Annotated in this window: 24 protein-coding genes and 2 pseudogenes; 12 read left to right on the top strand and 14 right to left on the bottom strand. The window is 65.2% G+C overall.

Annotated features, from left to right (window positions below):
• Nucleotides 1–12: 12 nt before the first annotated feature.
• A complete protein-coding gene (locus tag AC6H42_RS14145; RefSeq protein WP_497548321.1) occupies nt 13–285 on the bottom strand; it encodes an alpha/beta fold hydrolase in 273 nt (90 codons plus the stop codon).
• Nucleotides 286–406: 121 nt separating this feature from the next.
• A pseudogene (locus tag AC6H42_RS14140) lies at nt 407–505 on the bottom strand (alpha/beta hydrolase); the annotation flags it as partial.
• 204 nt (nt 506–709) lie between these two features.
• Between AC6H42_RS14140 and AC6H42_RS14135 the strand changes: the two are divergent.
• A pseudogene (locus AC6H42_RS14135) lies at nt 710–919 on the top strand (DUF29 family protein); the annotation flags it as partial.
• Here the strand turns inward: AC6H42_RS14135 and fdhD are convergent.
• Entirely contained in the window at nt 916–1,749 is an 834-nt protein-coding gene (fdhD, locus tag AC6H42_RS14130; RefSeq protein WP_497548320.1) for a formate dehydrogenase accessory sulfurtransferase FdhD, read from the bottom strand. The pseudogene AC6H42_RS14135 and the gene fdhD overlap by 4 nt on opposite strands.
• A gap of 103 nt (nt 1,750–1,852) precedes the next feature.
• Here fdhD and AC6H42_RS14125 point away from each other — a divergent pair, with 103 nt between their 5' ends.
• Nucleotides 1,853–2,653: a substrate-binding periplasmic protein gene (locus tag AC6H42_RS14125; RefSeq protein ID WP_497548319.1), complete on the top strand. Its 801-nt coding sequence runs from the start codon at nt 1,853–1,855 to the stop codon at nt 2,651–2,653.
• Nucleotides 2,654–2,862: 209 nt separating this feature from the next.
• On the opposite strand, the gene AC6H42_RS14120 is transcribed toward AC6H42_RS14125, so the two are convergent.
• Nucleotides 2,863–3,468 carry a TetR/AcrR family transcriptional regulator gene (locus AC6H42_RS14120; RefSeq protein WP_497548318.1) on the bottom strand — a complete coding sequence of 202 codons (606 nt, stop codon included), beginning with the start codon at nt 3,466–3,468 and terminating at the stop codon, nt 2,863–2,865.
• Between the two features lie 118 nt (nt 3,469–3,586).
• Here AC6H42_RS14120 and AC6H42_RS14115 point away from each other — a divergent pair, with 118 nt between their 5' ends.
• From AC6H42_RS14115 to AC6H42_RS14100, 4 genes are all read left to right on the top strand, one after another.
• Nucleotides 3,587–4,648, top strand: coding sequence for a sugar phosphate isomerase/epimerase family protein (locus AC6H42_RS14115; protein WP_497548317.1), 1,062 nt, complete (start codon nt 3,587–3,589; stop codon nt 4,646–4,648).
• A gap of 14 nt (nt 4,649–4,662) precedes the next feature.
• Nucleotides 4,663–5,529 carry an alpha/beta fold hydrolase gene (locus tag AC6H42_RS14110; RefSeq protein ID WP_497548316.1) on the top strand — a complete coding sequence of 289 codons (867 nt, stop codon included), beginning with the start codon at nt 4,663–4,665 and terminating at the stop codon, nt 5,527–5,529.
• 100 nt (nt 5,530–5,629) lie between these two features.
• Nucleotides 5,630–8,335 (top strand): DNA mismatch repair protein MutS, encoded by a 2,706-nt coding sequence (gene mutS / locus AC6H42_RS14105; RefSeq protein WP_497548315.1) that lies wholly within the window; start codon nt 5,630–5,632, stop codon nt 8,333–8,335.
• Nucleotides 8,332–9,318 (top strand): hypothetical protein, encoded by a 987-nt coding sequence (locus AC6H42_RS14100; protein WP_497548314.1) that lies wholly within the window; start codon nt 8,332–8,334, stop codon nt 9,316–9,318. Before mutS ends, AC6H42_RS14100 begins: the two co-directional genes overlap by 4 nt.
• 44 nt (nt 9,319–9,362) lie before the next feature.
• Here AC6H42_RS14100 and AC6H42_RS14095 read toward each other — a convergent pair whose 3' ends face one another.
• The gene (locus tag AC6H42_RS14095) at nt 9,363–9,905 is read right to left on the bottom strand and encodes an FKBP-type peptidyl-prolyl cis-trans isomerase (protein WP_497548313.1); all 543 of its coding nucleotides are present in this window, start codon (nt 9,903–9,905) and stop codon (nt 9,363–9,365) included.
• Nucleotides 9,906–10,075: 170 nt separating this feature from the next.
• Here AC6H42_RS14095 and AC6H42_RS14090 point away from each other — a divergent pair, with 170 nt between their 5' ends.
• The 3 genes from AC6H42_RS14090 (at nt 10,076) to AC6H42_RS14080 (ending at nt 12,263) form a co-directional block, all read left to right on the top strand.
• A complete protein-coding gene (locus AC6H42_RS14090; RefSeq protein ID WP_057157652.1) occupies nt 10,076–11,209 on the top strand; it encodes a cupin domain-containing protein in 1,134 nt (377 codons plus the stop codon).
• Nucleotides 11,210–11,219: 10 nt separating this feature from the next.
• Complete coding sequence (locus AC6H42_RS14085) at nt 11,220–11,696, top strand: DUF7931 domain-containing protein (RefSeq protein ID WP_057157651.1); 477 nt, start codon at nt 11,220–11,222, stop codon at nt 11,694–11,696.
• A gap of 294 nt (nt 11,697–11,990) precedes the next feature.
• Nucleotides 11,991–12,263 carry a hypothetical protein gene (locus AC6H42_RS14080; protein WP_082552118.1) on the top strand — a complete coding sequence of 91 codons (273 nt, stop codon included), beginning with the start codon at nt 11,991–11,993 and terminating at the stop codon, nt 12,261–12,263.
• A 125-nt stretch (nt 12,264–12,388) separates the two neighbouring features.
• On the opposite strand, the gene bamC is transcribed toward AC6H42_RS14080, so the two are convergent.
• From bamC to AC6H42_RS14035, 9 genes are all read right to left on the bottom strand, one after another.
• Nucleotides 12,389–13,567: an NlpB/DapX family lipoprotein gene (gene bamC / locus AC6H42_RS14075; protein WP_057157650.1), complete on the bottom strand. Its 1,179-nt coding sequence runs from the start codon at nt 13,565–13,567 to the stop codon at nt 12,389–12,391.
• 36 nt (nt 13,568–13,603) lie between these two features.
• Complete coding sequence (gene dapA / locus AC6H42_RS14070) at nt 13,604–14,482, bottom strand: 4-hydroxy-tetrahydrodipicolinate synthase (protein ID WP_057157649.1); 879 nt, start codon at nt 14,480–14,482, stop codon at nt 13,604–13,606.
• Nucleotides 14,483–14,588: 106 nt separating this feature from the next.
• Complete coding sequence (locus AC6H42_RS14065) at nt 14,589–15,137, bottom strand: class I SAM-dependent methyltransferase (protein ID WP_057157648.1); 549 nt, start codon at nt 15,135–15,137, stop codon at nt 14,589–14,591.
• Nucleotides 15,134–16,336, bottom strand: coding sequence for a tryptophan--tRNA ligase (locus AC6H42_RS14060; protein ID WP_497548312.1), 1,203 nt, complete (start codon nt 16,334–16,336; stop codon nt 15,134–15,136). The genes AC6H42_RS14065 and AC6H42_RS14060 overlap by 4 nt, the downstream gene beginning before the upstream one ends.
• Nucleotides 16,337–16,341: 5 nt before the next feature.
• Complete coding sequence (locus tag AC6H42_RS14055) at nt 16,342–17,016, bottom strand: site-2 protease family protein (RefSeq protein ID WP_057157646.1); 675 nt, start codon at nt 17,014–17,016, stop codon at nt 16,342–16,344.
• 67 nt (nt 17,017–17,083) lie between these two features.
• Nucleotides 17,084–17,707, bottom strand: coding sequence for an L-threonylcarbamoyladenylate synthase (locus AC6H42_RS14050; protein WP_057157645.1), 624 nt, complete (start codon nt 17,705–17,707; stop codon nt 17,084–17,086).
• A 32-nt stretch (nt 17,708–17,739) separates the two neighbouring features.
• Nucleotides 17,740–18,624 carry a protease HtpX gene (gene htpX / locus AC6H42_RS14045; RefSeq protein WP_497548311.1) on the bottom strand — a complete coding sequence of 295 codons (885 nt, stop codon included), beginning with the start codon at nt 18,622–18,624 and terminating at the stop codon, nt 17,740–17,742.
• Between the two features lie 63 nt (nt 18,625–18,687).
• Entirely contained in the window at nt 18,688–19,518 is an 831-nt protein-coding gene (locus AC6H42_RS14040) for a 3',5'-nucleoside bisphosphate phosphatase (protein ID WP_057157643.1), read from the bottom strand.
• 51 nt (nt 19,519–19,569) lie between these two features.
• Nucleotides 19,570–20,445: an alpha/beta fold hydrolase gene (locus AC6H42_RS14035; protein ID WP_497548310.1), complete on the bottom strand. Its 876-nt coding sequence runs from the start codon at nt 20,443–20,445 to the stop codon at nt 19,570–19,572.
• A 169-nt stretch (nt 20,446–20,614) separates the two neighbouring features.
• Between AC6H42_RS14035 and AC6H42_RS14030 the strand changes: the two genes are divergently transcribed.
• The 3 genes from AC6H42_RS14030 to AC6H42_RS14020 all read left to right on the top strand — a co-directional run.
• Nucleotides 20,615–21,139 (top strand): gamma carbonic anhydrase family protein, encoded by a 525-nt coding sequence (locus tag AC6H42_RS14030; RefSeq protein WP_497548309.1) that lies wholly within the window; start codon nt 20,615–20,617, stop codon nt 21,137–21,139.
• Between the two features lie 3 nt (nt 21,140–21,142).
• Nucleotides 21,143–22,108 (top strand): Hsp33 family molecular chaperone HslO, encoded by a 966-nt coding sequence (gene hslO, locus AC6H42_RS14025; RefSeq protein WP_497548308.1) that lies wholly within the window; start codon nt 21,143–21,145, stop codon nt 22,106–22,108.
• Between the two features lie 184 nt (nt 22,109–22,292).
• Nucleotides 22,293–23,354, top strand: a 1,062-nt coding sequence (locus AC6H42_RS14020; protein ID WP_497548307.1) for a TonB-dependent receptor plug domain-containing protein, incomplete at its 3' end; no start/stop codon positions are given.

The following is a 23,354-nucleotide window of genomic DNA, read 5'->3' as shown; positions in this document are numbered from 1 at the left end:
TGCCCGGCTTGCTCAGCGCTTGACGGCGGCCAGGATCAACTCGGCAACCTGCTTGGGCTGCGACACCATCGGCACGTGGCTGGTCTGCACGGTGGTGGTGACGGCATTGATCCTCTTGGCGAAGTCATGCTGCAGGCCGGGGTCGATCATGCGTTCCTTGCCGGCCACGATGTAGTAGTTCGGCTTGGTTTTCCACGCTGCCACCGTCACCGGCTCGGCGAAGTTCCTGGCCGGGAACAGGCCCTGTGTGGCGGCCCAGCACGCTGGTGGTGGCGGCCGGCACATGCTGGGCGAAATTGGCGGCGTACGATGCCCCCGGCAGGCTCACGAAGCCGGCAGGGCCTTCCTGCAGGGTCGGCACGCCGGCCGGCGTCGGGTAGTTCTTGCCGCTCGACGCCAGCGCCTCGCCTTCCGACAGCGCAAACGCGGCCACGCACACCAGCGCCTTGACCTTGTCGCTGGCGCCAGCTTGCGTGACGACCGCGCCGCCCCAGGAGTGCCCCACCAGCACCACTTTACCGGCCTGCGCGTCGATCACGCGCTGCGCGGCCACCACGTCGTCCGCCAGCGAGGACAGCGATTGTGCTTAATAGTTAGTTCACCATGTTTGTGATGGCTGGCTTCCCGAACTCGCCTCCATGGCTAGCCGTGGCCGCCACAAGGTACAAGGCAGACTGCAGGTCGTGCTCACTCACCTGCTCAAGGGCGCAGCTGGCTGGCAGCCTTGCTGGAGCAACGGCACGAAATCAGGCGCCTCATCGCCAGCAGTCCCAGCCTGCGCAATGTGGTGAACGAAAAAACGGATCAATGCTACCAATACGCGCGGCGCATGGCAGCCACCGAGACAGGCCTGGCGGCCGCCATGCCGCACTCGCCGTACAGCGCCGAACCGGTACTGGATGAGGATTTTCTGCCCTAGCCCGTGCCCACCAGCGTGTATTCCACGCAACCGTCCTGGCGGCAGAAGCTCACCAGCTTAAGCCCGGCCTGCTCGGCAATGTCGATGGCCAGCGAGCTGGGCGCCGAGATGGTCGCCAGCATGGGGATGCCCATGCGCGCTGCCTTGCGCGCCAGTTCATAGCTGGCGCGGCTGGACATGAAGACGAAGCCGTCCTGCATATCGCACCCCTGCAGGGCCAGCGCGCCGATCAGCTTGTCCAGCGCGTTGTGCCGTCCGACGTCCTCGAACACGGACGCGATGGCGCCGTCCGGCGTGCACCACGCCGCCGCGTGCACGCCGCCGGTGGCGCGCATCAGCGCCTGGTGCCGCCCCAGTTCGCGCGCCGCCGCCGCCACTGCCGGCGCCACGTCGCGCCCCCGCCACGGCGCCGCCACCGGTTCCGGCGCCAGGTCCAGCATGGCCAGGCTTTCGATGCCGCACACGCCGCAACCGCTGCGTCCGGCCATGGCGCGCCGCTTCTCCTTCATCTGCATGAAATGCTGCTGCGCCACCGACAGCGCCACCTCGTAGCCCGCGCCGTGCCGCTGTACCTCGATGCCGTAGATGTCCGACCGCGCCGCCACCACGCCCTCGGTCAGCACGAAGCCGGCGGCGAACTCCTCCAGGTCGGCGGGTGTGGCCATCATCACCGCATGCGAGATACCGTTGATCACCAGCGCCACCGGCGCCTCTTGCGCCACGCTGTCGATGCCGAGGCCGCTGCCGCCGCCCCTGCGCCGCAGCACCTGGCGCCTCTCGCAGCCGCTGTCCGCCACGCAGTGCAGCACGGCGCTCGCTTCTTCCAGCATGGTGGCTCCTCGGTGTGTGGCGGAAAACCCATGGTAAGCGCGGCCGCACGGGCCGGACCGGTACAGTCGTTTGCGAACCGGACGGGTACAGTTATGATGCCGTATGCGTCTCACTCACCAGGACCCCATGCGCAAGACCGCCCTTCTCACGCTGTTGCTGCTTGCCGCCGCCGCCGATGCCTGCACCCTGCGGCTAGGCTACACCACGCAAAACGCCCTGCCCTACTACGCCGGCACGGACACCGTCCCCAAGGCGCCGGGCGCGATGGTCGAACTGATGCGGGAGATGGCCGCCAGCCAGGGCTGCACGATCGATCCCTTGCGCCTGCCGACCGCGCGCCTGCTGGGCGCACTGGAAGCGGGCCAGGTCGACGCGGTGGTCCTGACCACGCCGCCGGCCGACACGGGGCACATCGTGCTCCCCCTCGACAGGAACGGCAAGCCCGACGCCAGCCGCGGCCTGCCACAGTTCACCATGCTCTATGTGCGCGCATCGGACCGCGCGGCCGCCAACCAGAACCCGGCCCGCTTCCTGCGCGGTAAGCGGGTCGGCGTCACGCACGGGGTCTCGTTCGCAGCCGAGCTGCGCGAGGGCGGCATGCTGATCGACGACGGCGCCGCCAACGCCCGCCGCAACATGGACAAGCTCCGGCTGGGCAGGGTCGACGCGGTCGCCGTCTCGCTGAATGCGCCGGGCGACATGGACGACCTGCTGGCCAGGGATTTCGCCGGCGAGCTGGGCCGCCTGGACCGTCCCTACCGCACCCGCGCCCTCTGGCTGATGGTCAACCGCGGCTATTACGGCAAGCACAAGGCGGCGGTGGAAGGCATGTGGACCTGGCTGGGCGACACCGGCGGCAAACGCCTGCCGGGCCTGCTCAAGAAATACGAAGCGGTTCGCTAAGGCCCGATCTCCAGAGAGTAAGACTTCCAGCCGGACTTTGCTACCGTGAAGTAAAGGAGGTGCGACATGCTGGACTTGAAAGACGACCAGCTTATCTCCACGGCCAATCGGGACCGTCGCGAATTGAAAAGCGCTACCTGCCTCTGCGTTTCCAGCGCACACGCCATACGGCGCCGAGCAAGTGCTGGACGACGACTTGCTGCCCTGAACTACGGCCTCTCCTGGACTGCCAGTTGCAAGGGCAGCATGGCCGGCCCGATCAGCGCCAGCAGGCGCTCGGCGCCGATGCCGTCGCGGGCTTGCACGGACAGGCCGTGCAGGAGCGCCGCGTAATAATCTCCCAACGCTTGCGCATTGCTGCCTGTCTTTAGCTCTCCCTGCTCCCCGGCAAGGCGCAACCGGTCGACGATGGCCTGCGTGCGCGCGCGCCGGTGGCTGGCCAGCCAATCGGCCACGCCGGCATTGTCCGCGCTGGTGTTGGTGGCGGCCGTGACCACCATGCAGCCTTGCGGCTGGCCGCTGCGCGTGTACAGCAGCACGGCCTGCTCCAGCATGCGGGCGATCGCGTCGCGCGCACCCAGCGGCTGGGCCAGCGCCAGTTCGGCGAATGCCCCCGCGCCGGTTTCATACAGTTCCACCGCCTCCCGGAACAGCTGCTCCTTGGAACCGAAAGCCGCGTAGATGCGCGCCGACGCTATCCCCAGCGCCGCCACCAGGTCGGCCATCGACACGCCCTCGTAGCCGCGCGTCCAGAACAGGTCGCGCGCTTTTTCCAGCGCCAGCGCTCGGTCGAATTCCCTCGGTCTTCCTGCCATTGTCCACCTCGAATTAATCATGGCGGCCAGTATAGCGCCTCGCCTGCGGTGAAGGACCGCTTGACCGCGCCAGGAATTTACCCTATTCTTTGTCGATCAACAAAGAATAGGAGCCGATATGAAAACCATCCATGGACCCGGCCTGCACCTGGCACAATTCGCCAGCGACCGCGCCCCCTTCAACAGCCTGCCCTCGATTGCCGCGTGGGCGGCGGGCATGGGCTTCAAGGCGCTGCAGATTCCCGCCTGGGACGCCCGCCTGTTCGACGTGGCACAAGCCGCGCACAGCCAGGCCTACTGCGACGAACTGACCGCCATGCTGGCGGGCCACGGCCTCGTCATCAGCGAACTGACCACCCATATCTTCGGCCAACTGGTGGCGGTCCATCCCGCCTACGACGCCATGTGCGACAGCTTCGCGCCGGCGGCGTTGCACGGCGAGCCGGAACAGCGCACGGCCTGGGCCGTCGAGCGCATCAAGCTGGCGGCCATGGCATCGAAACGCCTGGGCCTCGCCAATATGGGCACCTTCTCCGGCTCGTTCGCCTGGCCCTACCTGTTCCCCTTCCCGCAGCGCCCGGCGCGCCTGATCGAAACCGCCTTCGACGAACTGGCGCGGCGCTGGCTGCCCATCCTCGACGTGTGCGAGGAACAAGGCGTCAATCTGTGCTACGAGATCCACCCCAGCGAAGACCTGCATGACGGCGTCAGCTTCGAGATGTTCCACGAGCGCGTGGGCCGCCACCCGCGCTGCAAGATGCTGTTCGATCCCAGCCATTTCGTGCTGCAGCAGCTGAACTACCTCGACTTCATCGATATCTACCGGGACCATATCCGCATGTTCCATGTGAAGGACGCCGAGTTCAATCCCACCGGCCGGCAAGGCATCTACGGCGGCTACCAGTCCTGGGAAAACCGCGCCGGGCGCTTCCGCTCGCTGGGCGACGGCCAGGTGGACTTCAAGGCCATCTTCTCCAAGCTGGCGCAATACGACTACGCCGGCTGGGCCACGCTGGAATGGGAGTGCTGCCTGAAGGACCAGGAAGTGGGCGCGCGCGAAGGCGTGGCCTTCATCAATGCCCACATCATCCCCGTCACGGACATCGTGTTCGACGACTTCGCCGGCGCGCCGGTCAGCCAGGCCCAGATAGACGGTCTGCTGGGAATTCAACGCAACTAGACAGAAAGAAAGCCATGCACCACATCTCCCCAAGCGATCCCTCCTTCACGCACAGCTACGTCCGCATCGACGGGCAACGCATCCATTGCGTCAGCTCTGGCCAGGGCACGCCGGTGCTGCTGATCCCGGGCTGGCCGCAAACCTGGTACGCCTGGCGCCACGTGATGGCGGCGCTGGCCGCGCAAGGCTACCTGTCCATCGCCGTCGATCCGCCCGGCAGCGGCCACTCGGACCGCCCGGCCGGCGGCTACGACACCGGCGCCGTGGCGTCCACCCTGCACCGCGCCATGCTGGCCCTGGGCCACGAGCGCTACGACGTGGCCGGCCACGACATCGGCATGTGGGTGGGCTACGCGCTGGCCAGCGACTTCCCGCAGGCGGTGCGCAAGCTGGCGCTGACCGAAGCGGTGATCCCCGGCCTGGCGCCCGCGCCGCCCATCTTCGTGGCGCCGGCCGACAATATCTTCCTTTGGCATTTCATGTTCAACCAGGTGCCCGACCTGCCCGAGATGCTCACCGCCGGCAAGGAACGCGAGTATCTGCGCTTTATCTTCGACAAATGGTCCTACCAGCGCGACAAGGTGGCCGTCGAGGAGTACACCGAGGCCTACGCCACGCCGGGCGCGCTGCGGGCCGGCTTCGCCTATTACCGCGCGATCCCGGAAACCATCCGCCAGAACCTGGAGCGGGCAGAGCGGCCCCTGCCCATGCCGGTGCTGGCCATCGGCGCCGACCACGCCACCAACGACGCTCCCCTGCTGACCATGCAGGGCAAGGCCGCGTTGTTGCAGGGTGCCATCGTGCCGGACTGCGGCCATTTCATCATGGAAGAGGCGCCGCAAGCCTTCCTCGGCCACCTGCTGCCCTTCCTGGCGGAATAAGCGGCACGAAAAACGCACGAAACTCGGCGCGACGTTGTGAAAGCGGTAAAATGTCGGCCTTATCGCGCCCTCGCGCGCAGCCACATCGAACCACGAAACAATGACCACCATCCCTAGCGAAATCAACGCCGCCGCCGTCAAGAACAGCCCTGCTGAAAAAGTGACGCCAATGATGCAGCAATATTTACGCATCAAGGCGGAATATCCGTCGATGCTGGTGTTCTACCGCATGGGCGACTTCTACGAGCTGTTCCACGAGGATGCGGAAAAAGCTTCGCGCGTGCTGGGCATTACGCTGACGGCGCGCGGCTCGTCCAATGGGGTGCCGATCAAGATGGCCGGCGTGCCCTTCCATTCGCTGGAAGGCTACCTGGCCAAGCTGGTCAAGATCGGCGAATCGTGCGCGATCTGCGAGCAGATCGGCGATCCGGCCACCAGCAAGGGTCCGGTCGAGCGCAAGGTGATGCGCGTGGTCACGCCCGGCACGCTGACCGATTCGGACCTGCTGCCCGAAAAGGCCGAGCGTCCGCTGCTGGCGCTGTGCATGATCAGCCAGCGCAAGGTGGTGACGGCGGGCCTGGCCTGGCTGTCGCTGGCCAGCGGGGCGCTGAAGCTGATGGAATTCTCCGGCGACAGCCGCACCGTGGCGGTCCGCATGCAGCAGGAACTGGAGCGCATCTCGCCGGCCGAGATTCTGCGCGGCGACGACGCCGAACTGTTCGAGGACGCCTTCAGCTGCCACGTGAACCGCGTGCCGGAGTGGCATTTCGACGTGGTGAGCGGGCACAAGGCGCTGCTGGAGCAGCTGAGCGTGGCCACCCTGACCGGCTTCGGCGCGGACAACCTGGGCGCCGCCTTCGGCGCGGCCGGTGCGCTGCTGCGCTATGCCCAGTCGACCCAGGGACGCGGCCTGCAGCACGTGCGCAGCCTGTCGACCGAGACCGAGTCCGAATTCATCGGCCTGGACGCGGCCACCCGCCGCAACCTGGAACTGACCGAGACCATCCGCGGCCAGGAGTCGCCCACCCTGTTCTCGCTGCTGGACCACTGCCGCACCGCCATGGGCTCGCGCCTGCTGCGCTACTGGCTGCACCACGCCAAGCGCGACCAGGGCGTGGCCCGTTCGCGCCACCAGGCCATCGCGGCGCTGGCGCAGAGCGATGCCACCGGCATCCTGTCGCAAACCCTGGCGCAGGTGCCGGACATTGAACGCATCACCACGCGCATCGCGCTGCTGTCGGCGCGCCCGCGCGACCTGGCCAGCCTGCGCGACGGCCTGAGGCAGCTGCCGATGCTGCGCCACGCGATGGAACGCAGCGTGGGCCAGGACGCCGGCACGCTGCTCGGCGCCATTCACCATGCCCTGGCCACGCCGGACGATTGCGTGGACCTGCTGACGCGCGCGGTGATGGAAGAACCGGCCACCATGGTGCGCGACGGCGGCGTGATTGCGCGCGGCTTCGACGCCGACCTGGACGAACTGCGCGGCCTGTCCGAGAACGCGGGCCAGTACCTGGTGGACCTGGAAACGCGCGAACGCGCACGCACCGGCATCGCCAACCTGCGCGTGGAATACAACCGCGTGCACGGCTTCTACATCGAAGTGACCAACGGCCAGGCCACCAAGGTGCCGGACGACTACCGCCGCCGCCAGACGCTGAAGAACTGCGAGCGCTACATCACGCCGGAACTGAAGGCCTTCGAGGACAAGGCACTGTCGGCGCAGGACCGCGCCCTGGCGCGCGAGAAAATCCTGTACGACCAGCTGCTGGCCGACCTGGCCCCGTTCATCGGCGCCCTGCAGACCATCGCGCAGGCGCTGGCCCAGATCGACACGCTGACCGCCCTCGCCGGCCACGCGCTGCGCCATAACTGGTGCGCACCGGAGCTGGTGGCCGAGCCCTGCATCAATATCGTCGAAGGCCGACATCCGGTGGTGGAAGGCCAGATCGAGCGCTTCATCGCCAACGACTGCCGCTTCGTCAACGACCGCCGCCTGCTGCTGATCACCGGCCCGAACATGGGCGGTAAATCGACCTTTATGCGCCAGGTTGCGCTGATCACGCTGCTGGCCTACGTGGGCAGCTACGTGCCGGCCACCAGCGCGGTGATCGGCCCGATCGACCGCGTGTTCACCCGCATCGGCGCCACCGACGACCTGGCCGGCGGCCGTTCCACCTTCATGGTGGAGATGACGGAAGCGGCGGCCATCCTGAACGGCGCCAGCGACACGTCGCTGGTGCTGATGGATGAAATCGGCCGCGGCACCTCCACCTTCGACGGCCTGGCGCTGGCCTGGGCCATCGCGCGCCACCTGATCGACTCCAGCCGCAGCTTCACGCTGTTCGCCACCCACTACTTCGAGCTGACGCAGCTGCCGGAAAGCCATCCGACCGCCGCCAACGTGCACCTGTCGGCGGTGGAGCACAAGGACACCATCGTGTTCCTGCACGCGGTGCAGAACGGCCCGGCCTCGCAGAGCTACGGCTTGCAGGTGGCGCAGCTGGCGGGCGTGCCGCAGCCGGTGATCAAGGCCGCGCGCAAGCACCTGGCGCGCCTGGAGGCGCAGGCGCTGGACGCCACGCCGCAGCTGGACCTGTTTGCCGCGCCCACCGCCGACGCCAATGACGACGAGGCGCCGCAGCCGCAAGGCGCGCAGCAGGCGCAAGCCCAGGCTGCGCAGTCGCCCGCCATGCGCGAGCTGCTCGACGCGCTGGACGGCCTCGATCCGGACGCGCTGACCCCGCGCGAAGCGCTAGAGCGCCTGTACCAGCTCAAGCGCCTCGCGGAGCCGGCGCTGGCATGATGCGGCGTGCCGCCCTGCTGCTGACGGCCTGCCTGGCCGCCATGCCCGCCCTCGCTTTCGCAGCGACGGGCAAGGCGGCAACGGGCAAGACCCCAGGCGGCGCAGCGGCGGCCAAAAACCCGCGCGCCTTCCAGTTCGGCGTGATAGGCCACGCTTTCAAGGCGGACGCCGACGAAGCGCTGCTCAAGCGCGCCATCTCGGAAGTGAGCCAGGAAAAGCCGGTGTTCATCGTGGCCACGGGCATCAAGTCGGCCAGCGAGCCCTGCAGCGACAAGCTGTATGCGCAGCGCAGGGAGGTGCTGGACGACGCGCCGCGCCCCATCATCGTGTCGCCGGCCGGCAGCGACTGGACCGCGTGCCGCAATTCGGCCGGACGCTCGAACGCCATCGAGCGGCTGAACCGCATCCGCGAAGTGTTTTATCCGAACAATCAATCGCTGGGCGTGCAGCCGCTCGCGCTGACACGGCTGTCGGCCACCGCCAAGTTCCGCAGCTACGCGGAGAACGCCTACTGGGAACATGGCCCGGTGCTGTTCGCCACGCTGAACCTGCCTGCCAAGAACAATCACTTCCTGCTCGAGGCCGGCCGCAACAGCGAGTTCGAGGACAGGCTGGTAGCCAACCGCGCCTGGCTGCACCGCCTGTTCGCCATGGCACAGCGGCGCGGCGTGGAAGGCATCGTGCTGTTTTCGGACGGCGACCTGGGCGCCCACGTGGAGCAAGGCTTCTCGCTGCTGGGCGGTTTCTCGGAAAAACAGGACGGCTTCACCCAAGTGCGCAAGCAGGTGCGCGCGCTGGCCGAGAAATTCAAAGGGAAGGTGCTGCTGATCGATAACCAGGGCGACACCAAGACGGCTCCGGCCATTACATGGCGCGGCAACCTGGGACACCTGGGACTGGGCGTGGAGTGGGAAGCGGTGCGGGTGCAACCGGGCGGCGCCGCGCTGTTTGCGCTGGTGGACGGCGGGGACGCCGCGCCGTAATGCTCGGCGGGTGACGCGCCAGGCGCCTCACCCGCCAGTGCTGCTTAGTGAATCGGGTGGGAGCGGAACTCGTCGCCCTCGTCGCTGTCATCTTCTTCGCCGTGGTGGTGGCCGTGGGCGCCGTGCACGTGCTCGTGCGCGATTTCCTCATCGGTAGCGGCGCGGACGTCCACCACTTCCAGTTCAAAGCGCAGGGCCATGCCGGCCAGTGGGTGGTTGCCGTCCAGGACAACTTTGTCGTCGGCGATTTCCGTCACGGTGAAAATCATGGCTTCTTCGTCGCCGTCGTCGCCATCCGGCATGCCTTCGAACTGCATGCCCACTTCCAGCGGTTCCGGCAGGCGGTTGCGCGGCTCCACTTTCACCAGCGCGGCGTCGTAGTCGCCGAATGCGTCTTCCGGTTCGATCTGCAGGGTGGTCGCGTAGCCGGTTTCTTTGCCGTCCAGTTCTTCTTCGATTTTCGGCAGGGTGTTCTCGTACCCGCCGTGCAGGTAGACCATAGGCTGGCGACCGTCTTCGATAAGGTTATTCTGCGCGTCGGACAGTTTGTAGTTCACGGTCACGACGGTATTCTTGGCGATCTTCATATGGCTTCCTTTCATATTTAAGCTGCCAGATTATACCCTGTAAGCCCTATAGGGCATGGAGTCCGCGCTTGCAAGCGCCGACCGTTCCGCTGGCGCGCGACATGCCACGCGAATTCCCAACTTCCACCCTGCCGCTAATTCCCCCGTCCGCGTGCTTGTTATAATGGCGCATGAAAAAATTACCTCTCCTGGGCGACATCACGCCCGCGCAATTCCTGCGCGACTACTGGCACAAGAAACCATTGCTGATCCGCCAAGCGGTGCCCGGCTTCAAGCCGCTGCTCACGCTGGACGCGCTGGCCGAACTGGCCACCAAAAATTACGTCGAATCGCGCCTGGTCACCATGACCGACGGTAACTGGGACATGCAGCACGGCCCCATCGAATCGCTGCCGGCGCGCGACGAGAAGGAATGGACCATGCTGGTGCAAGGCGTAAACCTGTTCGACGCCCGCGCCGACGCGCTGCTGCGCCAGTTCCGCTTCATCCCGGACGCCCGCCTGGATGACCTGATGGTGAGCTTTGCCACCGACGGCGGCGGCGTCGGTCCGCACTTCGATTCCTACGACGTGTTCCTGCTGCAGGCGCAAGGCCAGCGCCGCTGGCGCATCAGCGCGCAGAAGGACCTCAGCCTGGTGGACGGCCTGCCGCTGAAAATCCTGGCCAATTTCGAAGCCGAAGAGGAGTTCGTGCTGGAACCGGGCGACATGCTCTACCTGCCGCCGCACTACGCCCACGACGGCACCGCCATCGGCGATTGCCAGACCTATTCGATCGGCTTCCGCTCGCCGTCGTTCCAGGAGCTGGGCGAGAATTTCCTGCAGTGGATGGCGGACTCCATCGACTTGCCGGGCCGCTACGCCGATCCGGAGCTGGAAGCGACCGCCAAGCCCGCCGAAATCCCGCGCCACATGCTGGACACGGTGATCGAGGAACTGAACAAGGTGCGCTTCACCGAGGACGACATCACTATATTCCTGGGCGAATACCTGTCCGAGCCAAAACACAATGTGTTCTTCACCGGCCCGGCCAAGCCGCTCACTTTAGAGCGTTTCCTCCAGAGCGCGGCCAAGAAGGGCGGCGTGACGCTGTCGGCCAAGTCGCAAATGCTGTACCGCGGCAGCCATGTCTTCATCAACGGCGAGTCGTTTGCCATCGGCCGGGCCGACCGCGCCGCGCTGGTGGCGCTGGCCAATGAACGCGCGCTCGACGCGGCGGCGCTGGCGGCCGCCTCGGACGACGTGGTGGACGCGCTGTACGCCTGGTATACGGACGGCTGGCTGGAACTGGCAGCCGGTAAATAAGGAGCGCAGCATGGAAAAGCAGGTCCAGCCCTTCGATACCCGCGCGGGATTCCAGGCGCAGTTACGGGCCTGCATTTCCAGAGCCAGGCTCAGCCTCCAGTTATTCGACCCGGACTTCGCCATCTGGGAACTGGGCAGCAGCGAAATGGACGCCTTGTTGCGTCATTTCCTGTCCAGACACGGCAAACTGGAACTGATCGCGCACAGCAACGCCGAACTGGAGCGCCACGCGCCGCGCTTCCAGCGCCTGCTGCGCGATTACAGCCACGCCATCGAATGCCGCCGCACCAGCCCGGCGCTGCGCCTGCTGACCGACTCGTTCTGCCTCGCCGACCAGTTGCATTTGGTGCGGCGTTATCACTCGGACCACTTCCGCGGCGAAGCAGTGTATGATTCAGCACCCGATACGCAAGTCTGCAGCGAGCGTTTTACGGGGATATGGGCGGAGTCCGTTCCCGGTTTGAGTGCGGACACTACTGGACTCTAGTCCTTATCAATGTAGAATGCTGCTGTTCGACAGGTATGCCGGTAATGGCAGTGGATGCAGGCAAATGGCCGAGGAAGCAATTTATTGCGTTATCGCAAAATAGTTGTGATTTCGGCCTTGTACGCTATTGCGACGCACCAAAAATCGCTATAATATTCGGTTAGGAAGTTTCCGTTGTCTGGCAGGCACCATTTGGTACGAAAGGCCTACGAAGACGCCCTAATGAGCGATAATTACCGGTAATTATTCATCGCAACATTGTTGTTTATTTTTTGAATTAATTAAGGAAAACCCATGAAAAAATCCCTGCTGATCGCCTCCCTGCTGGCTGTTGCTCTGGCTGCTTGCTCCAAAAAAGAAGAAGCTCCTGCTGCTCCAGTAGCAACCCCAGAAGTAGCAGCTCCTGCTGCTGCTCCAGCGGCTCCAGCCGTTGACGCTGCTGCTCCTGCTGCCGCTCCAGCTGCTGACGCTGCTGCTGCTGCCGCTACCGCCGCTTCGGCTGCCGCTTCGGCTGCTTCGGCTGCTGCTTCGGCTGCTTCGGCTGCTGCATCCGCTGCTGCGAAGTAATCAGTCAGTTGGAAAAGAAAAACCGGCTTCGGCCGGTTTTTTTTCGTCCGTACGGTGCACAGATCGGCAAGCGGCTGCGGCGGGCATAAAAAAACCGGCCGCAGCCGGTTTTTTAATGTAACAACTTATTTCAGCTGTTCGTGCAGCAAGGTCAGGATCTTCTCGCCGGTGGCGCTGGTTTCCGGCTTGCCGTCGTTGCTCAGCACGGTCACGTCGCTGGTCGAGCCGGCCGCGCTGGCCTTGACCGCCACGCGGTAGCGCTGCGCTTCCTTGTCCTTCTCGGACGAACCCCAGCTGAACAGCTTGGAGAAGAAGCCCTTGGTGGTGCCGGCGTCCTGGTCCACATAGCGGACAAAGTAGATGCCCTGCACGCGATCGCGGTCTTCCACGGTGAAGCCGGCACGGTCCAACGCCAGGCCGACCCGGCGCCAGGCGCGGTCGAAGCCCTCGTCCACTTCCACCATGCGCGCCTCGCCCGCCCCCTTGAGGGTAGCGTGCTGCGGCTGGACGATAGCGTTGTCGACGGCGGTGCGCGCGGCGGCTTCATCCTTGCCGCCGCCCAGCTTGGTCATCAGCTTGGCAATGAACAGCGCTTCCAGGTTGGGGTCGTTGGCGCGGGTGGTCCACATCGTGGTTTCCTTCTGGGCGCCGGTGATGACTTCCTCGGCGCCGCGATGGCTGATGTAGATCTCGGTGCTGCCGTCCGGCAGGCGCTCGAGGCGGGTGCGGTATTTATCCCGCTCGCCGCTCGAATACAGTGAATCGAACACCTTGCCGATGGTGTTGCGCACGAAGTCTTGCGGAATCTTGGCGCGGTTTTCATTCCATTCCGTTTCCAGGATGCCGGCCTTGGGCTCGTTCATGGACAGGGTGAAACCCGACTCTTCCCAGAAATTCTTCAGCTGCGGCCACAGTTGCTCAGGCGTTTGCTTGACCACCAGCCAGCGCTGGTTGCCAGCGCGCATGACTTTGACGCTGTCGGTGCCGCTGGTGGCCACCTGGTTGCTGCTGCCAACCGGGGCCGCCGCCGTGCCGCCGGCCGCGCGCTGGGCCTGGTAGCCGGAGGCGGTGGCCACGCCACGGGTGCTATCCGGCAGGGAATAGCGGTTATCTGCTTGCAATTGCGTCAAATCCGGCGGCACGTCCAGCGTGGTGGCTTTCTTGGCCGACTTGTAGTCGACCTTGTCCTGGCCGACGACCGAGCTGATCATGCCGCAACCGGTCAGGCTGACGGCCATGGCGGCGATGGCGGCAATGCCCAGGCCGCGCTGCGGGGTAATGGATGCTGTCTTGCGAATAGTCATGTTTTACTGGAAAGAAAAGCGCGCCTGGGGCGGGGCTTAGTTGATCAGGCCGGCTTCGCGCAGCGCGCCGCGCACGGTCTCATGGTACTCGGCTGCCAGCGGCACCAGCGGCAGGCGTATGCCGGCAGGCATCATGCCCATTTCGGCCAGCGCCCACTTCACAGGCACCGGATTGGGCTCGACAAACAGCTTTTGGTGCAGCGGGAAGACCTTGTTGTTGATCTCGATGGCCCTGGCAATGTCGCCTGCCATGGCGGCCTTGCACATCTCGTGCATGGCGCGCGGCGCCACGTTGGCGGTCACCGAAATATTGCCTTTGCCGCCGGCCAGCATCAGGGCCACGGCGGTCGGATCGTCGCCCGAGTAGACCGCAAATTCCTTGGGCGCCAGGCGCAGCAGGTCCAGGCCGCGGCCGATGTTGCCGGTCGCATCCTTGACGCCGATGATGTTCTTGATGGCGGCCAGGCGCACAATGGTCTCGTTCGACATGTCGGCCACGGTGCGGCCGGGCACGTTGTACAGGATCACGGGGATATCGACTGCTTCGGCAATGGCCTTGAAGTGCTGGTACATGCCTTCCTGGGTAGGACGGTTATAGTACGGCACCACTTGCAGCACGGCGTCCGCGCCCGCATCCTTGGCATAGCGGGTCAGTTCGATCGCCTCGGCGGTCGAATTGCCGCCGGCGCCGGCGATGATGGGAATGCGGCCTTTGGCGTGCTCCACGGTGGCCTTGACCAGGGCGCAGTGCTCCTCCACGCTCACGGTGGCCGATTCGCCAGTGGTGCCGACAATGACGATGCCATCCGTACCTTCGGCGATGTGCCAATCGATCAGCTTGTTCAAACCCGGATAGTCCAGACTGCCGTCTGCGTGCATCGGGGTGACAATTGCTACTATGCTGCCCTTAATCATAGTTAACCAAAACAGTAAGAAATTAAAACAACGATTGTAGACGATAGGCCGGGTCTGTGGTGCTTCCCGGAACAGTATCCTATATTAAATTGCGATGAAACCGTCATCAAAATGATGGCAAGAGCGCGGCAACGCGCGGGAACTCCGGCTTCACGGCGCAGATGCGTTGCACCAGAGCAGGTTTTGGAGTTTCCACCCGGCCATCCTCAAAAGCGACTACGCGCAGCTCATGCTTGGCGGCCCATTCCAGCAGTTCGCCGGGCGCCAGCAGGAAGGCGGGATTGGACGGCTTACCGAATTCGGCATTGCCTTCCGAGAAAGTCTCGTAAATGAGAACGCCATTTGGCGCCAGGCTAGCCAGCATGTCCGCAATCAGCGGGCGGTGCAAGTAGTTTGTGACGACAATGCCGGCAAAGCGGCCCGGTCCGAAGGGCCACACGGCGTCGTCCGCCTCGAGGTCGATCTGCGAGGTGACGATGCCGTCGCCGGCGGCAGCGGCCAGCGAATCGGCATTCTGGTCCACCGCCACCACCGAGTGGCCGAGGGTGACGATGTGACGCGCGTGGCGGCCGGTGCCGCAGGCCAGGTCCAGCACCTCGCCGCCTGGAATCAGGGGCGCGAATCGCCGCACCCAGGGAGAAACTTGTTCACTCATGTGTAGGAAAGTCCCATTGCTTCGCGCACATCGCGCATGGTTTCTTGAGCCAGTTTGCGGGCCACGTCGTTGCCGTCGGCAACGATGGCGCGCACCAGCGAGGGGTCGTCCAGATAGGGCTGGGCGCGTTCATGCATCGGCTCCTGCTCCTTGATGATGGCGTCGATCACCGGCTGCTTGCACTCGATGCAGCCGATGCCGGCCGACTGGCAGCCTTTGACCACCCATTCCTGGGTGGCGTTGTCGGAATAAACCTGGTGAAACTGCCACACCGGACAGCGCGCCGGGTCGCCCGGGTCGCTGCGGCGCACGCGGGCCGGATCGGTCGGCATGGTGCGCACCTTCTTGGTCACGGCGTCCCTGTCCTCGCGCAGCGCGATGGTGTTGCCGTAACTCTTGGACATCTTGCGGCCATCCAGGCCCGGCAGGCGGCCGGACGCGGTCAGCTTGGCCTGGGGTTCCACCAGGATCAGCTTGCGGCTGCCCTCCAGGTAGCCGAACAGGCGCTCGCGGTCTATCATCGACAGGCTGTGGGCGTCGTCCAGCATGGCCTTGGCCTGTTCCAGCGCCTCATCGTCGCCATCCTGCTGGTATTGCGTGCGCAGTTCGTTGTACAGCTTGGCGCGCTTGCTGCCCAGCTTTTTCACCGCGTCCTGCGCCTTTTGCTCGAAACCCTTCTCTTTGCCGTACAAATGGTTAAAACGGCGCGCAATTTCGCGCATCATTTCAATGTGCGGCACCTGGTCGTCACCCACCGGCACCTCGGACGCGCGGTAGATCAGCACGTCGGCCGCCTGCAGCAGCGGATAACCGAGGAAGCCGTAGGTTGCCAGGTCCTTGCTGGCCAAGTTGTCGATCTGGTCCTTGTAAGTGGGCACCCGTTCCAGCCAGCCCAGCGGCGTGGCCATCGACAGCAGCAAGTGCAGCTCGGCGTGCTCGGGCACGCGCGACTGGATGAACAGCGTGGCCTGGGAAGGGTCGATGCCGGCCGCCAGCCAGTCCACCAGCATGTCCCAGGTGCTGCGCTCGATCAGCTCCGGGTCATCATAGTGAGTGGTCAGCGCGTGCCAGTCGGCCACGAAAAACAAACAAGGCAACTCGGCCTGCATCTTGACCCAGTTGGTCAGCGCACCGTGGTAATGGCCCAGGTGCATGGCGCCCGTGGGGCGCATACCGGAGACGACGCGGTCGGGATACATGGCGCTCAGCCCAGCAACAGGCGCAGCGGGTACACCAGCGTGATGAACAGCCCCTGCGTCAGCTGCACCATGGTGGCCAGGATGGGACTGAGGATGCCGGTGTACATCAGGGCCAGCAAGCCGATGAACACGTAGGGGCCGTAGCGCTCGATCTTGGCAAATTTATAAGCCAACGGGTCCGGCAGCAGCGCGGTCACGATGCGCCCGCCGTCCAGCGGCGGCACCGGGATCAGATTGAACACGCACATCACCGCGTTGGTCAGGATGCCGGCCTTGGCCATGCCGAGCAGGAAGGGCTCCTGTACGCCCAGCCGGTACATGAACAGCAGCGCGATAGTCCAGCCCAGGCCCATGGCGAAATTGGCGGCCGGACCGGCCGCCGCCACGAAGCCCATCTGCTTCTTTGGATTACGCAGGCGGCTATAGTCCACCGGCACCGGCTTGGCATAGCCGAACGCCATGCCGAGCGGGCTCAGCGCAAGCAAGACAGGCAGCAGCACGGTACCGAACCAGTCGATATGGGCGATGGGATTGATGGTCAGCCGTCCTTGCTGCTCGGCGGTGGTGTCGCCGAAATAGCGGGCCACATAGCCGTGCGCGGCTTCATGCAGGGAGATGGCGAAAAGCACAGGAATCGCAAAGACGGCGATGGTCTGTATCGTTTGATTGAAATCAGTCATAGGTAAAATTCTACCAGACCGGGATGAGCGGCCTGGAGCGTGGGGGAATGGGAGGGGTGGAAGATGCTTACAGGCCCAGCACGGCGGGGTCGCCCCGGCCCTGGCGCACCAGCTCGGGTTCCGCGCCGCTCAGGTCGATGACGGTGGTGGGCTCGAAGCTGCAGGCGCCGCCGTCGACGATCAAATCCACCTGCTTTTCCAGCCGTTCGCGCACCATTTCCGGGTCGGTCAGCGGCTGGTCGTCGCCCGGCAGGATCAGGGTGGTGCCCAGCAGCGGCTGCTGCAGCTCGGCCAGCAGCATCTCGACGATGCAGTTTTCCGGCACCCGCAGGCCGATGGTCTTGCGCGACGGATGGCTGAGGCGGCGCGGCACGCAGCGGGTCGCCTCGAGGATGAAGGTGAACGGACCCGGCGTGGCGGCCTTGAGCAGGCGGAACTGCTTGTTGTCCACGCGCGCGTAGACGCCAATCTCGCTCAGGTCGCGGCACAGCAGGGTCAGGTGGTGCTTCTCGTCGATGCCGCGGATGCGGCGCAGGCGCTCGACCGCGCTTTTATCGTCCAGGTGGCACACCAGCGCGTAGCACGAGTCCGTCGGCAGCGCGACGATGCCGCCGCCGTGGATGATTTGCGCGGCCTGCTTGATCAGGCGCAGCTGCGGGTTGACCGGATGGATCTGGAAGTATTGACTCATGCTTGGCTTATGCTGGGCTCAGGCCGCCGGTCTCAGCGCGGCAACTGCTGCAGGGCCGCGATGCGCTGTTCCATCGGCGGGTGGGTGGAAAACAGCGCGGACCAGCCGCCGCCGCCGGTAATGCCGGAGGCCGCCATATTCTGCGGCAGCGCGCCCGGCTCCAGGCCGCCCAGGCGGGCCAGCGCGTGCTGCATCGGCACGCTGCTGCCGAGCAGCTTGGCCGAGCCGGCGTCGGCGCGGAATTCGCGCTGGCGCGAGAACCAGGCCACGATGATGGAGGCCAGCAGGCCGAACACGATTTCGCAAACGAACACGGTGACCATGTAGCCAATACCGGTGCCGCTGCTGCGCTCGCTGTCCTTGCCGCGCAGCATATTGTCGACAAAGAAGCCGACTATGCGCGCCAGGAACACGACGAAGGTGTTCACCACGCCCTGGATCAGGGTCATGGTCACCATGTCGCCATTGGCGATGTGGGCCACTTCATGGCCCAGCACGGCTTCCACCTCGTCGCGGTTCATCGACTGCAAGAGGCCGGTGGACACCGCCACCAGGGCCGAATTCTTGAACGCGCCGGTGGCGAAGGCGTTCGGTTCGCCCTCGTACACGGCCACCTCCGGCATGCCGATGCCGGCGCGCTCGGCCAGTTGGCGCACGGTGGCCACCAGCCACTGTTCGGTGGAATTGGCGGGCGCGTCGATCACGCGGGCGCCGGTGCTCCATTTGGCCATCGGCTTGCTGATCAGCAGCGAAATGATGGCGCCGGTAAAACCCACCACCAGCGAGAAGGCCAGCAAGGTGCCCATTTGCAGCTGGCCGCCCGCCGTGGGACGGCCGATGCCCAGCAGCGACAGCACCAGCGACAACACCAGCATCACGGCCAGGTTGGTGGCGATAAAGAGGACGATACGTTTCATAGTGCTTTCTCCGCAGAGTTACCCGAGCATCAGGTGCGGCCGGGTAGCCTGAATTACAAGTGCTTAGAACCAGTCGTGCCAGACCGGGGTCACATTGCCCGGCAGCGGCGGCAGCAGCTTGAAGTCCACCCGCGCCTCGCCGGGCGCATGGAAATCGGTGCCGCGCGAGGCCAGGAAGCCGTAGGAATTGGCCAGGCGCGCGTATTCGGGGTATTGGTCCGGCGTGTGGCTGCCGGTCACCACTTCGATGGCGGCACCGCCCATCTGCTTGAATTCGTCGAACAGCACGCCCTCGGCGGTGTCGCTGAACTTGTAGCGGCCCGGGTGGGCGATCACGGCGATGCCGCCGGCGCCGCGTATCCACTGCAGCGACTGCTCCAGGGTGGCCCAGCGGTGCTCCACGTAGCCCGGCTTGCCTTCGCACAGGTATTTCTTGAACACTTCCGACGTGTTGCGGCAGGCGCCGATCTCGACGATGTAACGCGCGAAGTGGGTGCGCGACATCAGATTCGGGTTGGACACGTACTTCAGCGCGCCCTCGTAGGCGTCCGGGATGCCGGCCTTGGCCAGCTGGGCGGCGATTTCGCGGCCGCGGCTGTCGCGCCCCGAACGGGTCTGCTCCAGGCCGTTTACCAGTGCGGCGTTGTTCTCGTCGATCTGCAGGCCGACGATGTGGACCGTTTCGCCGGCCCAGGTGATGGAGATTTCCACGCCGGTCACAAAGCGCATGCCCTGCTCGGCGGCAGCGGCGCGCGCGGCCGGGATGCCGCCGACTTCGTCATGATCGGTCAGCGCCCACACGTCCACCCCGGCCTCGCGCGCCACCCTGGCGACCTTGGCCGGCGGCAGCACGCCGTCGGAAACGTTGGAATGGCAGTGTAAATCTACATTCATACGGGCTGATTGTTTACGCTAATAGAAACACCATTGTACGCTGCTTGGCGGTCAAGCCAAAAACTCCTCCAGCATGGCGGCCAGCTGCTCCGGCTGGTCGTGATGCAGCATGTGGCCGGCGTTGTCCATCATCTTCGCGGTCACGTTGGCCAGGTGGCCCAGGCGGCGGTCGATTTCCACCCGCGCCTCCTCCTTCGGCCCCATCCACAGCCACATATTGGTGTGCTCGGCCTCCACCCACAGCACCGGCGCGGTGATCGCGCGCCAGCACGCCATCACTTCCTCCACGTGGTACAGCAGCGGGTTGATGCGCTTGTGGGCCGGATCGCCCAGGATGGCCCACTCGCCCTTGTCGTTCTGCCCCGCCCAGTGGCTGGCCAGGAAGGCGGCGCGCTCGTCGGACAGACGCGGATTGGTCTTTTGCAGGCGCTTGGCCACTTCGCCCAGGTCGGCGTAGCCGCGCATTTCCTGCGGTTCCAGCAGCTCGTCCATCCACTTGGCGTAGCGCGCCGGCGCCTGGTCCGGCGTGGTGGACTTCATGCCGAAGCCTTCCAGGTTGACCAGGCGGCGGATGCGTTCGGGCCGCGCGCCCGCGTACAGGCCCACCACGTTGCCGCCCATGCTGTGGCCCAGCAGGTTGACCGGGCTGTCCGGCTGGTAGTGGCGCAGGATGGCGTCCAGGTCGCCCAGGTAATCGACGAACCAGTAAGTGTCCACGCGAGGGCGCTCGGTCAGGCCGAAGCCGCGCCAGTCGGGGGCGATCACATGCCAGTCGCCCTGCAGCGCGTCCACCACGAACTGGAACGAGGCCGACACGTCCATCCAGCCGTGCACCATGAAAATCTTGGGCGCCCCTGCCCTGCCCCAGTGGCGGATATGGGTGCGGTTGCCGCGCACGCTGATGAATTCGGATCGGGATGGTTTCATGATGATTGCAGCCTTGAAAGTAGCGCAGCGAGCGCAATATGGGTGCCTTGGACTGGGCGCAAGCCCTTATAATAGCACGATCGTTCGCAAATCCTGAAGCAGGCCGATGCCTGGCAGGCGTAAAATAGCGCCATTCCGCAGTTTCCACAAATACTCAACTGGGCTTTCCATGACCATCTACCAGCTGGGCGAGCACGCGCCCGAGATTGACGCTTCCGCATTTGTTGCCGAGACCGCCAGCCTGATCGGCAAAGTGACGCTGCACGCCAACGCCTCGGTATGGTACGGCACCACGATACGCGGCGACAACGAACGCATCACCATCGGCGAAAACAGCAACGTCCAGGAAAACACCGTGATGCATACCGACATGGGCTACCCGCTCACCCTGGGCAAGAACGTGACGGTGGGCCACCAAGCCATGCTGCACGGCTGCACCGTGGGCGACGGCTCGCTGATCGGCATCCAGGCCGTGGTCCTGAACGGCGCCAAAATCGGCAAGGGCTGCCTGGTGGGGGCCGGCGCGCTGGTCACCGAGGGCAAGGAATTCCCGGACAACCAGCTCATCATCGGCGCCCCGGCCAAGGCCGTGCGCACGCTGACCGAACAGGACGTGGCCAACCTGCAAGCGGCCGCCGACAGCTACGTCAAGCGCAGCCAGCTGTTCAAGACGCAACTCAAGAAAATAGGATAAACCATGAGCATCACCCCAGATCTGGCGGTTAGCCAGGACACGCTGCAGAAATTCATCTTCGACAACGCCTCCGTGCGCGGCGAGCTGGTCGACATCTCGGCCACCTGGCGCGAGGTTCAGGCGCGCCACGCCTACCCGGCGCCGGTCAAGCGCCTGCTGGGCGAAATGGTGGCTGCCGCCGCCCTGCTGTCGGCCAACCTGAAGTTCAACGGTTCCATCATCATGCAGATCCACGGCGACGGGCCGGTGCGCCTGCTGGTGGTCGAGTGCGACGCCGACCTGCGCCTGCGCGCCACGGCCAAGCTGACCCCGGACGCGGCCATTGCCGACGACGCCGGCGTGATGCAGCTGCTGAACGCGCACGGCAAGGGCCGCTTCATCATCACGCTCGATCCGGCCGACAAGGTGCCGGGCCAGCAGCCTTACCAGGGCATCGTGCCGCTGGACGGCGACGACGTGGCCACCGTCATCGAAAACTACATGCAGCGCTCGGAACAGCTGGACACCAAGCTGTGGCTGGCGGCCGATGACAACGTGGCGCGCGGCCTGCTGCTGCAAAAGCTGCCGCACCACGGCGGCAAGGCCGAAACGGCGCAGCTGTCGCAGGACGACGCGTTGGAAACCTGGAACCGCGCGGTGATCCTGGGCTCCACCCTGAAGCAGGAAGAAATCCTCAGCACCACCATCGACGTGCTGATGCAGCGCCTGTTCTGGGAAGAGACCATCCGCGTGTTCGATCCGGTGCATCCATCCTTCCACTGCAGCTGCACCCGCGAGAAAGTGGGCAATATGCTGAAGATGCTGGGCCAGGAGGAAGTGGAAGGCGTGCTGGATGAACAGGGCACCGTCGCCATCAACTGCGATTTCTGCGGCCAGCACTACGAGTACGACAAGGTCGATTGCGCCCAGCTGTTCGTCACCAGCGCGCCCGCCGAAGTGCTGATGCACGCCAGCGAAGCCAAGCATTAAGCTGTAATTCCCGTCCCCGCGCAGTTCCACCCACTGGCGCGGGGACGGGTTTCCCCCCGCGCCGGCGCCCCTCCTCCGCCTCGCCAATTCATCAATTCGTCACCGTACCGTCATGCCGCCGTCACACCGGCTGGTTACGCTGCGCGTCGTTTGCATTTCTTCCAATGTTTCCAACGACAGGCTCATGATGAACAAGACTCTCCTCGCTTCCGCCATCTGCATGGCATTCTCCTTCCCCGTCTTTGCAGCCACCTCGGCGGCCCCGGCCGAACCGGCAGCCCCGGCTGCGGCCGACAGCGGCAGCGAAATGGCCGCAGCGGCAGCCGGCCCGGTGGCCACCGTGGAAGTAGCGTCGCGCAAGACCCGCTCCTCGGTGGCGATGACCAAAAATGAAATGCAGAAGATCCTGCCCGGCATCAACCCGCTGAAGGCGCTGCAAGCGCTGCCCGGCGTGAGCTTCCAGACCGCCGACCCATGGGGCAACAATGAGCAGAACCTGTCGCTGTTCGTGCACGGCTTCAGCGGCCAGCAGCTGGGCTACACCATGGACGGCGTGCCGCTGGGCGACCAGCAGTACGGCAACTACAACGGCCTGTCGCCGCAGCGCGCCGTCATCAGCGAAAACGTGCGCAGCGTGATCCTGTCGTCCGGCGCGGGCGACCTGGCCACCGCCTCGACCAGCAACCTGGGCGGCACCATCGAAACCTTCTCCAGCGATCCGCTGGCCGCGCCAGGCGCCACCGTGCAGCAGACCGTGGGCAGCTACCGCACTTCGCGCACCTATGCGCGCTTCGACACCGGTACCTTCGGCGGCGGCAGCAGCGCCTACATCTCGGCCGCGCACCAGAAGCAGCGCGCCTGGGACTTCAACGGCAAGCAGGGCGGCGACCAGGTCAACGCCAAGTTCGTCAACCAGGGCGAGGCCGGCAAGCTGACCCTGTACTTCGCCTATTCGGACAAGATCGAACCGAACGAGGACAGCACCGTGCACGTGGCCGGCGAAACCAGCGCGCCCTACACCCGCCCCTTTACCTACCCCGACTTCGCCTACGCGCTGAGCTACCTGTCGCCCACCGGCGCCACGCCTGCGGCGGACGGCAACAACTACCGCAACTACTACAGCGACGCGCAGCGCAAGGATTACCTGGGCTACGCCAAGTTCGACTGGCGCCTGGGCGAATCCACCACCTGGAGCAACCAGGTCTACCATCACGACGACGACGGCGTGGGCGTGGTGGCCGGCCCG

This window comes from Massilia sp. NBRC 108631 (assembly GCF_059704565.1).
Note: the sequence above shows the minus strand (reverse complement) of the source record. Positions and strands in the feature narration are given on the sequence as shown.